Genomic DNA, 11982 nt, shown 5'->3' with positions numbered 1-11982 from the left:
CGTGCCCTTCACTGAGCGGTGGGGAAGTGGAAGCTGGAGTCGACCGATTGCTCCACGTGCGGCCAGCGGGAAGTGACGGCCTTGGCGCGCGTGTAGAAGGCGACGCCTTCGGGTCCGTGGATGTGGGACTGGCCGAACAGGGAGTCCTTCCAGCCGCCGAAGGAGTAGTACGCCATCGGGACCGGGATCGGTACGTTGATGCCGATCATCCCGACCTTCACGCCTCGCATGAACCGGCGCGCGGCCTCGCCGCTGTTGGTGAAGATCGCCGTACCGTTCCCGTAGGGATTGGCGTTGATCAACTCGATCGCGGCATCGACGCTGTCCGCCCGCAGCACCGACAGCACCGGGCCGAACACTTCCTCGCGGTAGACGTCCATCTCCGGCGTGACCTGATCCACCACGGTCGGACCGACGAAGAAGCCGTTCTCGTAGCCGGGGACCACGAGGCCGCGGCCGTCGGTGGTGACCTTGCCTCCTTGAGCCTCGCCGGCGTCGATGAGCCCGATGATCCGGTCCCGCGCCTGAGCGGTGACCACCGGTCCCATCTCGGATCGCTGATCACGCCCAGGCCCCACCACCACGTCACGGGCCTTGGCGTTCACGGCCTCGACCAGAGCGTCGCCCGCGCCACCGACTGTCACGGCCGCGGAGATCGCCATGCAGCGTTCTCCAGCCGACCCGAAGGCCGCCGCTACCAGATGGCCGGAGGCGAAGTCGAGGTCCGCGTCCGGCAGCACGATGGCGTGGTTCTTCGCGCCCCCGAGAGCCTGCACCCGCTTGCCCGACGTCGTGCCGCGCTGATGGAGGTACTTCGCGATGGGCGTGGAGCCGACGAACGAGATCGCCTCGACGTCCGGGTGGTCCAGCAGCGCGTCGACGGCTTCCTTGTCGCCGTGTACGACGTTGAACACGCCGTCGGGGAGTCCGGCTTCGGTCCACAGCTCGGCGATCCGCAACGATGCCGACGGATCGCGCTCGCTGGGCTTGAGTACGAAAGTGTTGCCGCAGGCAATCGCCACCGGATGCATCCACATCGGCACCATCACCGGGAAGTTGAACGGCGTGATCCCCGCACACACCCCCAGTGGCTCGCGGAAGGAGAACGCGTCGATGCCCCGCGAGACCTGGTCGGAGTAGTCGCCCTTCAGCAGTTGCGGGATCCCACAGGCGAACTCGACCACCTCCAGGCCTCGCTGGACCTCTCCGGCGGCATCCGACACCACCTTGCCGTGCTCGTCACTGACGATCTCCGCGAGCTCGCCGACGTGCGCGTTCACCAGTTCGCGGAACGCGAACAGCACCTTCGTCCGTTGGGACAGCGAGGACTGCGACCACGATGCGAAGGCCCGCTTCGCAGCCTGTACGGCGGTGTCCACGTCGGCGGCCGACGCCAGTACGACCTCGGCCTGCGGTTGACCGGTGGCAGGGTTCCACACCTGGCTGCGCCGGGCCGAGGTGCCGTTGGCCGACGTACCGTCGATCCAGTGTTCTATCGTCCTCACGACAGGCCCCATCAGCTCAGTACGCCGGCCTGCGCGGCGGACTTGATCAGGTTGTCGGCCGCGAACTTCAGCCCTTCGATCTGACCGAACGAGGCGTCCTCGTGCTCGATGTTCACCGGCAACTGCGGGTTGACCTTGTGCAGGGCGGTGAGGAAGCGGGCCCAGAAGTCGACGTCGTGGCCGCGGCCGACCGCGACGAACGACCAGCCGGGAACCGCGGGCCATCGAGTGACGGTGTAGTGCCCACCGAGACCGATCGGCTTCTCGTCAGCAGGGATCCACTCGAAGCGGTCGTCCAGTACGCCGTTGATCGCGGCGGTCTCGTGGATCAGCGTGTCTTTCGCGGCCGCGAAGAAGACGAGTTCACCCAGGTCCTCCACGGCCTGGATCGGGTCGATGTGCTGCCAGAACAGGTGGCTGGGGTCCATCTCGGCGCCGATATGGGTCGCGTTGGTCCGCTCGACCAGCCGCTTCAGCGTGGCGGGGTTGAACACGAGGTTGTGCGGGTGCATCTCGATCGCGACGCGTACGTCGTACTGCGCGGCGAGCGACTCGATCTCGGTCCAGAACGGAATCGCGACCTCGTCCCATTGGTAGTCGAGCGTCTCCTTGTAGACGCTGTCCCAGGGGATGACGGTCCACGACGGACGAGTTCCGCCCGGCTCGGCCGCCGGCAGACCCGACATGGTGATGACGGTCTTGATACCGAGCAGGCCGGCCAGCTTGATGGTTCGCTTCAGGTCCTCGCCGTGGGTGATCTCGGGGTCCGGATGGAGCGGGTTCCCGTTGCAGTTCAATGCGGTCAGCTCGATGCCGTACTTGTCGAAGACGGCGAGGTACTCTGCGCGCGCTTCCGGGCTCTCCAGCAGTTGCTCGACCGGCAGGTGCGGCGTACCGATGAATCCGCCGGCGTTGATCTCGGCACTGGTCAGGCCGAGGTCGCGGAGGATCTCCAGGGCCTCCTCGAGGGTCTTGTCGTGCAGGCAGGCGGTGTAGGCGCCGAGCTTCATTGATGATTCCTTTCAGATCAGGGAGACGGCCTGGCCGTTGTTGAGGGCGGACTGGGTGACGGCCGCGAGGATTTCCAGGTTGTGCAGGCCGTGGGCGAGCGAGGGGACGGGAGGGAGCTTGCCGAGCCCGGCGACCTGGTCGAGGAACGCGCGGGCCTGCCACGCGAACAATTCGTTCTGGCCGTAGCCGACGGAGGGGAAGTCCATCGGGATGCCCTTGTTGATGCCCGGATGCTGCGGGCCGATCAGCACCGATCGGAAGCCGTTGGTCTTCCCGTCCGGTCCGTGGTCGGCGAAGGTGAACTCGCCCGGGCGGTTGAGGTCGAACGCCGCGGCGCCCTCGGCCGCGAAGATCTCGAACCCGAGCCCGTTCGGCAGACCGTGCGCGACCCGGCTGATCGAGAAGGTCCCCACCGCCCCATTCGCGAACGTCGCTGTGAACGTCGCGATGTCCTCGTTCTCCACCGGCTCCAACGTGTCGCCCACCGCGCCGGCGGCGTGCCCGACGGTGGCGCCGAGCGGTACCGGACGCTCGGCGGTGAACGTCTGGAAGACGGCGCCACTCACACTGGAGATCGGGCCACACAGGTACTCGCCGAGGTCGATCATGTGGCTGCCGATGTCGGCCAGGGCGCCCGTACCCGGTCCGCCCTTGTAGCGCCAGCTCATCGGGTTGCCGGAGTTCTGCGCGTAGTCGCACCAGTAGTGCCCGTTGAAGTGCCGCACCGGTCCGATCGCGTCACTGTGCAGCTGTTCACGGATGGCGTTGATACCCGGCGTACGGCGGAACGAGAAGCCGACACCGGACTGCGTGGCCGCGCTTTCGGCCGCGGCGACCATCGCCTTGGCATCCTCGACCGACGGCGCCAGCGGCTTCTCGCACAGCACATGCTTGCCAGCAGCAAGGAGTGCCTCGACCACCGGGCGATGCAACTCGTTGGCGATGGCAACCGAAACCACGTCGATGTCAGGCGCTTCGGCAATCGCCTGCCACGACGTCTCCGCGCGCTCGTACCCGAACCGCCGCGCGCCGTCGACCGCGAACGGCTCGTGCGCGTCGGCGATCGCGACCAACCGGATGTCCGGCAGGTCGAGGTCGTAGAGCTGGCTGGCGGCGCGATAGCCGGCGGCATGAGCCCGGCCGACCATGCCGGCTCCGATGACTGCCACTCCGAGAGAGTTCACAGCTGTGCTTCCTTCACTTCTGCGGTGGTCGTGTAGGACTCGATCTCGGCCTCGAGTTCGGCCATCGCCTCGCCACCGGCCATCAGGTCGGTGATCTCCTCGCGCGACCGCTCGCCCTTACGGAAGTCGGCCGCGAGCGCACCGCGGATCAGGACCGCGAAGTGATCGCCGACCGTCATCGCATGGGTGACGTGGTGGGTGACCAGGACCACCGCGATGCCCTTCATCCGTGCCTGCATGATGATGCGGAGCACATGCGCCGCCTCCTTCACCCCGAGGGCGGCGGTCGGCTCGTCGAGGATGAGCAGCTTCGCGCCGAAGTAGACCGCCCGGGCGATGGCCAGCGCTTGCCGCTCACCACCGGACAGGCCACCCACCAGGCGGTCCCCGTCCGTGACCCGGGTGATGCCGAGGCTCTGCATCTCCTGTACGGCGATCCCACCGGCGAACCTGTGGTCGAACCGGCGGAACGGGCCGCGCCACTTGGTCGGTTCCGCGCCGACGAAGAACGAGCGCCCGATCGACATCAGCGGGAACGTCCCGCCGAACTGGTGGACGGTGGCGACGCCGCGCGCGCTCGCATCGCGCGGGCTGCGGAAGGCAGCCGGCTCACCGTTCGCCTCGATGGTCCCGGAGGTCGGCTGGTGGACTCCGGAGAGGATCTTGATCAGCGTCGACTTGCCTGCGCCGTTGTCGCCCAGCAGGCAGAGCACCTCGCCCGGGTGGACGCGCAGCGAGATGTCGGTCAGTACGTCGGTCGCGCCGAACGACTTGCACACGTCGCGCAGTTCGAGCAGCGGGGTGGGCGGTGGTGTCATCGTCAGGCCTTCCTCTTCGTGCGGGGCGTGTAGGACAACGCCATCCGGCGGAACGTGTTGTTCATCAGTACGGCGGCCAGGATGAGGACGCCGAGGATGAGAGCGGCCCAGTCGGAGTTCCAGCCGGTGTAGTAGATGCCCTGGCTGACGATCGAGAACGTCAGTGTGCCGAGCACGACGCCGACCACCGAGCCGTACCCGCCGGTGAGCAGTACGCCGCCGATCACGACGGCGATGATCGAGTTGAAGACGAACGACTGCCCGTTCGCGACCTGGGCACTGTTGTAGAGGATGCTCTGAATGACTCCCACCACCGCGGCGCCGAACCCGGATGCGGTGAACAGGGCGATCTTCACGCCCTCGACAGGGATTCCGGTGGTCCGGGCGCTCTCCTTGTCGCCGCCGACTGCGAAGACCCAGTTGCCCCACGGGCTGGCGTGCAGAAGCCATCCGACCACGACGATCGCGGCGATCCACCAGAAGATCGCCACCTCGAACTTGCCGGCGACGAGAGTGCCCAGTAGCTGCTTGGCCTGCGGGCCGGGGTTCAGGGCCACGCTCGTCGTACCGGTGATGACCCGCGAGAGGCCGAGGGTCAGGCCGGACAAGCCGAACAGGGTTGCGAGGGTGACGATGAACGACGGGACGTTGGTGCGGGTCACCAGCAGACCGTTGAGGAAGCCGATGACAAGACCCAGTAGGAGAGCGGCGAGGATGCCGACGATCATCGGTGCTCCCCAGTAGCCGGAGACGATCGCCACAGTCATCGAACTCGACGCCAGGACCGAGCCGACCGACAGATCCAGTTCGCCCGCGATCATCAGCAGGCCGACCGGGATGGCGATGATGCCGAGCTCGGCCGCGACGTTCAGCCAGCTGGCCGCGCCGCCGGCGGACAGGAACTGTCCGCCGCCGAAGATCGCGAAGAAGACGAAGACGGCGATCGTACCGATGAGCGCCCCGGTTTCGGGGCGGCGGGCGAGGCCGGCGACCGAGACACCGGACGGCGGGACAGGCCGGGGTTTGGTCTGCGCGGCGAGCTGTGTGGTCGTCATCGGACACCTGCCTTCGCACCGGCGATCGCGGAATCGATGTTGTCCTTGCTGATGACTGCCGGACCCGTGAGCAGCGGCTTCTGCGGCAGCTCGAGGCCGTACTTCAGGTAGCCCTGCGCCATCGACACCGACAGGAAGCCCTGCATGTAGGGCTGCTGGTCGATCGCGAACAGCTGCTTGCCGTCCTTGATCCGGTTGAGCTGCGATTCGTCGAGGTCGAACGTGCCGAGCTTGACCTTGTCCGTGAGACTCGCCTGCAGGATGCCGCTGGCGGCGCTGTCCGCGTCCTGGGTGCTGATGGTCACGACACCGTCGATCGTGTCGTCCTTGAGCAACGCGGCCTTGATGCCCTGCGCGACAGCCGTGGGGTTGCCGAAGTTGGACGACGGCATCGGCAGTTGCTTCGACGTACCGCCGGTGGCCTTCACGCCGTCAGCGATACCGCGGCACCGGGCCTCGGTGTTGGCGGCTCCCGGCACGGTGTTGACACACAGCACGTTCTTGGCGCCCTGCTTTCCGAAGAACTCACCGCCGGTCTTGCCGGCCGTGTACTCGTCGCTGCCGACGTAGTTGAGCGCACCCAGGCTGTTCGCGGCCTCGATCCCGCCGGCGTTGTAGATGATCAGCGGAATTCCCTTCTGGACAACGCGTTTGAAGGCCGCGTCCTCCGCCTCCGGAACCCAGTCGGGGCCGATGATCGCGGCCGCACCCTGGCTGACGGCGGAGTCGATCAGCTTCGCGGCATCCGGGCCGAGGTTGTCGTAGTTCTGCGGGCCGAGGAACGTCACCGTCCCGCCCTGCGCCTCGACGACCTCGGCCGCGGCCTCGACACCGCGCTTCACCTTCGACCAGAACGGATCGTCGGACTTGCCCCCGATCACGAAGATCGCCGTACCGCCGGGCTTCGCATTGCCGGCCGCGGCCGGTGACTCGCTGGTACCCGTGCTGGCCACGGGCCGACCACTGTTACAGGCGCTCGCGAGCAGCAGGACCGCCACGGTCGTCGTGGCCAGAGCCCCACGGGCCCATCTGGATCTTGAAGCGGGCTTGAGTGACACGAGAAGTCGCTCCCTTCAGGCTGGGTCGCGCCGAACGCGGCGCCAGTCACCAGGGAAGCGACACGTTTCGTCCGTGTCAATACTTTGTTACGACATTTTAGAGCGCTCTAGTTTTGATTTCGTTGTCAGGTCCTAGAGCGCTATAGAAGATCTGTACGAAGTCTGCCTAGAGCGCTATAGTCAGTCTGCTCGGCAGGTCTGGTGCGCTAGCGTGTCCCGGCGAGCGGGACACGACGGAGAGGCGGTCGGGGACGTGGTGGACGAGCAGGCGTGGCCGCGGCGGCGGGTGACTCTCGCGGATGTCGCCGAGCGCGCGGGTGTCTCTCCCGCCCTGGTCTCGATCGTGATGCGCGAGGCGCCGGGTGCCAGCCCGAGCAGCCGGGAGCGGATCCTGGCCGTTGCCAAGCAACTCGGCTATCGCCCGGACGTCAGGGCCCGGTCCCTGGCGAGCCTCAAGGCCCACGTCATCGGCATCCTCTTCGGGCAGGCCGGCCGGTTCCATCTCGAGCTGATCGACGGCCTGTACGCGGCCGCTGAGGAGCGAGGCTGGGATCTGGTCCTCAGCGCCCTCACCGCCAGCCGCGACGAGCAGCGGGCGCTGGCATCGTTGAACGACTTCCGCTTCGACGCCCTGATCATGCTCGGCCCGCCCGTCGCGGAGCCGCTCCTCGCGGGCAGAGTTCCGTTGGTGGTCATGGGATGGCACGTCGACCATCCGGACGTCGACGTCGTACGTACCTCGGACGAGCACGGCCTCGCCTCGGCCGTGGACCATCTCGTCGGGCTGGGCCATCGCAGGATCGCGCATCTCCAGGGTGGGACCGGGTTGGTGGCGATCTCGCGCCGCGACGCCTACCTGAAGGCGATGCGGTCGCACGGTCTGGACGACGAGGTTCGGGTCGTGGTGTGTGACGGTGAGGATCAGCTCGACGGCCAGCTCGCCGCGCGGAGGCTGCTCGACGAGAACGCCGACCTTCCGACAGGCATCGTCGCCTTCAATGACGACATCGCCGCGGCGGCCATGAGCGTGCTGGCGCAGCAGGGAATCGACGTACCGGGCGACGTTTCGGTCATCGGCTTCGACGACAGCGTGATCGCCCGGAGCCCGGGGATCGACCTGACCACCGTGCAGCAGATCCCCCAGGAGATGGCCCACCTCGCGGTCGACCGCATCATCGCCCGCACGTCCGGCGCCGAGGTTCCCGATCGAGAGCTCGTCCTCGAGCCCGACCTGCGGATCCGATCGACAACAGGTCCGGTCGCCGGCCGGCGCCGGTCCCGCGACTGAAGCTCAGCAACCTGCACAGAACCTTCACGAGTCGTCGTGGCTGTGTGACCAGCTCGGCTCCTATGGTCGGAGCGTGGTAGTTGACGGAGTGGGCCGCCGGATTCTGGTGGTCGAGGACGAGCCGGTGATCAACCAGGCGGTGACTGACCGGCTGCGTGGGTCCGGGTACGACGTTGTGCAGGCGTGGGACGGGCCCGGTGCGGTCGAGCAGTTCGCGGCGAGCGCGCCGGACCTGGTGCTGCTGGACGTGATGCTTCCTGGGTTCGACGGGCACGAGGTATGCCGGCGGATCCAGGCCGAGCGGCCGGTGCCGGTACTGATGCTGACCGCGCGCGACGACGAGGCGGACATCCTGGTCGGGCTCGGGCTGGGGGCGGACGACTACCTCACGAAGCCGTTCCGGATGCGGGAGTTGGTGGCTCGGGTGGGGGCACTGCTGCGGCGGGTCGAGCGGGCTGCCGAGTTGGCTGCCCGGCCGGCGGCCGAGGTGGGCAACCTGCGGATCGACTCGGCCGCGCGCCGGGTCTGGGCCGCCGGGGCCGAGGTCCATCTGACGCCGACCGAGTTCGATCTGCTGCTCTGTCTGGCGGCGAAGCCGGGTGACGTCGTGACCCGGGAGAACCTGTACGCCGAAGTCTGGGGCTGGCCGGGTGCGTCCGGGACGCGCACGGTCGACAGCCACGTGAAGGCGTTGCGAGCCAAGATCGGCGCCGACCGCGTGCGAACGGTCCACGGCGTCGGCTACGCCCTCGAGTCCGGGAGTACGACGTGAGCGGCCCGCTGATGGATCAGGTGACGTCGGTCAAGGTCAAGCTCGGTCTGCTCGTAGCGATCAGTGTGACGGTGGCTTCGATCGTCGCCGCGGTGGGGGCCGTCGGCGACGTACCTGTCTGGCTCAGCATCCCGGTCACGGTGGCCCTGGCCCTCGGCGTGACCCAACTGCTGGCAGTCGGCATGACATCGCCCCTCCGCGAGATGACCGCTGCAGCCCGGCAGATGGCGCGCGGCGACTACTCCGGCCGAGTCACCGCGGCCTCGAGCGACGAGGTGGGAGAGCTGGCGCGGGCCTTCAACCGGATGGCGGAGGACTTGGAGGCCGTCGACCGCCAACGCCGCGAACTGGTGGCCAACGTGAGCCATGAGTTGCGTACGCCGCTCGCCGCGCTGTGTGCCGTACTAGAGAACTTGGTCGACGGGGTCGCCGAGCCGGACCCAGTCGCATTGCGGACAGCGCTCGACCAGGCAGAGCGGCTCTCGGCACTCGCCTCGGATCTCTTGGATCTGGCCCGCGTCGATGCCGGTGCGGCTGCACTGTCCAGCACACAGGTCGCGGTCGCGGAGTTGCTGGAGCAGGCTGTCGCCGAGGCTCGAGTGACTGGTCGTGAGGTGCGGTACGACGTATGCGTCACGCCGCAGGACCTCAGTGTCCCGGCGGACCCAGCGCGGCTGCACCAGCTGATTGCCAACCTGCTCGACAACGCGTCCAGGCACAGTCCTGCCGGCGGACTCGTCCGGATCACCGCCGAGGCCACGGCCACCGGGTGGCGCTTGGAGGTCGCGGATGACGGGCCAGGAGTCCCTGCCGTCGACCGGGACCGAGTCTTCGAGCGGTTCGGGACGCTGACGGAGGCAGGCGGTGGCGGTGGCACAGGTCTGGGTCTCGCGATCGCCCGCTGGGTGACCGATCTCCACGGCGGCACTATCCACTTCGTCGACCCCGCGCCGGGCAGCACGGGTGCCCGCGTCCGCGTCGACCTCCCGCACGAGCCACGTCAACACATCCAGGTCGTCAAGCACGAGCAGGTCATCAAGAGGGAGCCCGCCATGCCCAAGCCGGTCGAGACGCCCGCACCCGCTGCAGCGCCAGTGAGAGTGTCGGAGCCAGGGATGGACACGCTGTTCGGCAGGTTCTGGCCGGAGACCGGCCTGCCCGGCAACATCCGTGCGGTCCTGTCCTGCTTGGCAGTCGGCCTACTGGCCGGCATCGTCCTGCCGTTCCGCGACCTCGGCGTCGGCACGCTCGTCGTACTGCTGGCAGCCGGGGGAGTGATCCTCGGCTTCAGCGTCAACCGCCGGTCCCGCTTCACGCAAGCCTGTGCTGCTCTCTGCGTGCTCTTGGCAGTGACAGCCGCACTGCGGGACGCGGAGTGGATCGTGGTCCTGTGTCTGCTGGCGGGCGGCGCGGTCTGCATGGCCGGACTGGTGAACGGCCGCTCTCTACCGAGCTTCGTGCTGGCCGGCGTGGCCTGGCCGCTCGCTGGGCTCCGGGGACTGCCGTGGCTGGGTCGCTCTGCACAGGCCGTGAGAGGTCTGCGAACGAGCGCTCCGGCGCTGCGGACCGCGGTGTGGTCGTTGCTGGCGGTCCTGGTCTTCGGACTGCTGTTCGCGTCGGCCGATGCCGTCTTCGCTGAGTGGGCGGGCGTCGTCGTACCTGATCTGAATCTCGACACGTTCGTACTGCGTGCGTTCATCACCGTGGCAGTAGGTGGCGTCGTACTGGCAGCGACGTACCTGGGGCTGAATCCGCCCAGCGTCGAGCCTTCGGGCGATCCGGTGCGGCCCGTTGCACGCCGGTACGAGTGGCTGGTGCCGGTGCTGCTTGTGGATGCGGTGTTCCTGGTCTTCCTGGCAGCGCAGGCGACTGCGAACTTCGGTGGGCACGAGTACCTTGAGCGCATCACTGGCCTGACCTACGCGGAGTACGTCCACCAGGGCTTCGGCCAGCTCACTGTGGCCACTGCGCTCACTCTGCTCGTGGTGTGGGCCGCCGCTCGCAAGGCACCGCGCGCCACGCCTGCCGACGTGGCCTGGCTGCGTGGGTCGCTCGGTCTGCTCTGCCTGCTGACCTTGGTCGTGGTCGCGTCCGCGCTCTACCGGATGCACGTCTATCAGGAGGCGTACGGCTTCACCGAGCTCCGGCTGCTCGTCGACGTCTTCGAGGGTTGGCTGGGTCTGCTCGTGATCGGTGTGATGGTGGCCGGCGTGACCATGAAGGCAGCCTGGCTCCCGCGGGCCGCGCTGCTCAGCGGTGCGAGCCTCCTCCTTGGGATCGCGGCCATCAACCCGGACGCGTGGATCGCCCAGCACAACGTCGACCGGTACGCCGCGACCGGCAAAGTCGATTGGTACTACCTGCAAGGACTCTCCGACGACGCCGTACCAGTACTCACCACCCTGCCGGACGACGTCGTCTACTGCGCACTGACCGCTCGTGAACCCAGCAAGAACGACTGGCTCGAGTGGAACCTGGGCCGCCACCGCGCCAACCCCCTCATCCGCGCCCACGCCAACGCCACCCCAGTCACCTGCAGAAGCGAGCCTGCGGGGTAAACCCGACGTCGTGGGACAGTTGCCCGACGATGACAATCTTTACGTTCCACCTCGCGGAGCTCCGTCCGACGACGACGGCGCGTGCACTGTGGAAGGCGCCGGCTGTGCCTTCAACGCCCGGCTTGCGGTACGCCGAGTGCCTGGCGCTGATGCGCCTCGGTGCCCCGACCGTCTCGCCGGCCCGGATGCAGTTGCGTCGGATGGCGATGTTCGCGCGGTGGGAGGACGAGGCGGCCGTCGAGAAGTTCCTGGCGGATGACCCCCTGGGCAGGCAGCTGGCGACAGGCTGGCACGTGCGGATGCAGTTCCTGCGCCGCTGGTCGCGGCTTGCGGCGCTGCCCGACCTTCCGGCGAGAGCGGGCGAGTGGGACCCTGCCGAACCCGTCGTGGCGGTCACGCTGGCCCGGATGCGCCTCCTGGAGGTGCCGAGGTTCCTCAAGTGGGGCAAGCCCGTGGAACGGCTGGTTCGCGACCATCCGGGGGCCACGCTGGCGCTGGCCGCGATGCGCCCGCCCCGGACGATCTCGACGTTCTCGGTCTGGCGGTCCGTGCGGGAGATGGAAGAGATGGTGCACGGCCACAGCACTGTCCCGGATCCCGACCGTCATGCCACCGCGATGGCCGAACGCCGGCGCAGGGACTTCCACCACGAGTTCGCCACCCTACGATTCCGGCCACTCTCGGAACACGGCTCGTGGCAAGGCCGGAGCGAAATCGTTCCCCGGTAGGCGCT

10 protein-coding genes are annotated in these 11982 nt (G+C 67.9%); 4 read left to right on the top strand and 6 right to left on the bottom strand.

The annotated features are described in order from the left end of the window. Positions 1–8: 8 nt before the first annotated feature. From OHB24_RS35760 to OHB24_RS35735, 6 genes are read right to left on the bottom strand one after another with little or no spacing between them, the layout of a single operon-like run. Positions 9–1517, bottom strand: a complete 1509-nt coding sequence (locus OHB24_RS35760) for a CoA-acylating methylmalonate-semialdehyde dehydrogenase (protein ID WP_327635332.1) — start codon at positions 1515–1517, stop codon at positions 9–11. After that, positions 1517–2515, bottom strand: coding sequence for a sugar phosphate isomerase/epimerase family protein (locus OHB24_RS35755; RefSeq protein ID WP_327635331.1), 999 nt, complete (start codon positions 2513–2515; stop codon positions 1517–1519). The genes OHB24_RS35760 and OHB24_RS35755 overlap by 1 nt, the downstream gene beginning before the upstream one ends. A gap of 12 nt (positions 2516–2527) precedes the next feature. Further along, complete coding sequence (locus OHB24_RS35750) at positions 2528–3685, bottom strand: Gfo/Idh/MocA family protein (RefSeq protein WP_327635330.1); 1158 nt, start codon at positions 3683–3685, stop codon at positions 2528–2530. An 11-nt stretch (positions 3686–3696) separates the two neighbouring features. Continuing rightward, complete coding sequence (locus OHB24_RS35745) at positions 3697–4518, bottom strand: ATP-binding cassette domain-containing protein (protein WP_327635329.1); 822 nt, start codon at positions 4516–4518, stop codon at positions 3697–3699. Positions 4519–4520: 2 nt separating this feature from the next. Beyond that, entirely contained in the window at positions 4521–5573 is a 1053-nt protein-coding gene (locus tag OHB24_RS35740) for an ABC transporter permease (RefSeq protein WP_327635328.1), read from the bottom strand. After that, positions 5570–6526 (bottom strand): sugar ABC transporter substrate-binding protein, encoded by a 957-nt coding sequence (locus tag OHB24_RS35735; protein WP_327635327.1) that lies wholly within the window; start codon positions 6524–6526, stop codon positions 5570–5572. Before OHB24_RS35735 ends, OHB24_RS35740 begins: the two co-directional genes overlap by 4 nt. Positions 6527–6842: 316 nt before the next feature. On the opposite strand from OHB24_RS35735, the gene OHB24_RS35730 reads away from it, so the two are divergent. The 4 genes from OHB24_RS35730 to OHB24_RS35715 all read left to right on the top strand — a co-directional run bounded on the left by OHB24_RS35730 (position 6843) and on the right by OHB24_RS35715 (position 11977). Further along, entirely contained in the window at positions 6843–7919 is a 1077-nt protein-coding gene (locus OHB24_RS35730; RefSeq protein WP_327635326.1) for a LacI family DNA-binding transcriptional regulator, read from the top strand. Positions 7920–7992: 73 nt separating this feature from the next. Continuing rightward, positions 7993–8691, top strand: coding sequence for a response regulator transcription factor (locus OHB24_RS35725; RefSeq protein WP_327635325.1), 699 nt, complete (start codon positions 7993–7995; stop codon positions 8689–8691). Beyond that, positions 8688–11249, top strand: a complete 2562-nt coding sequence (locus OHB24_RS35720) for a DUF4153 domain-containing protein (protein ID WP_327635324.1) — start codon at positions 8688–8690, stop codon at positions 11247–11249. The genes OHB24_RS35725 and OHB24_RS35720 overlap by 4 nt, the downstream gene beginning before the upstream one ends. 29 nt (positions 11250–11278) lie before the next feature. Continuing rightward, positions 11279–11977: a hypothetical protein gene (locus tag OHB24_RS35715; protein ID WP_327635323.1), complete on the top strand. Its 699-nt coding sequence runs from the start codon at positions 11279–11281 to the stop codon at positions 11975–11977. The last annotated feature ends 5 nt before the right edge of the window (positions 11978–11982 follow it).

The organism is Kribbella sp. NBC_00482 (assembly GCF_036013725.1).
Taxonomy (GTDB): Bacteria; Actinomycetota; Actinomycetes; order Propionibacteriales; family Kribbellaceae; genus Kribbella.
Note: the sequence above shows the minus strand (reverse complement) of the source record. Positions and strands in the feature narration are given on the sequence as shown.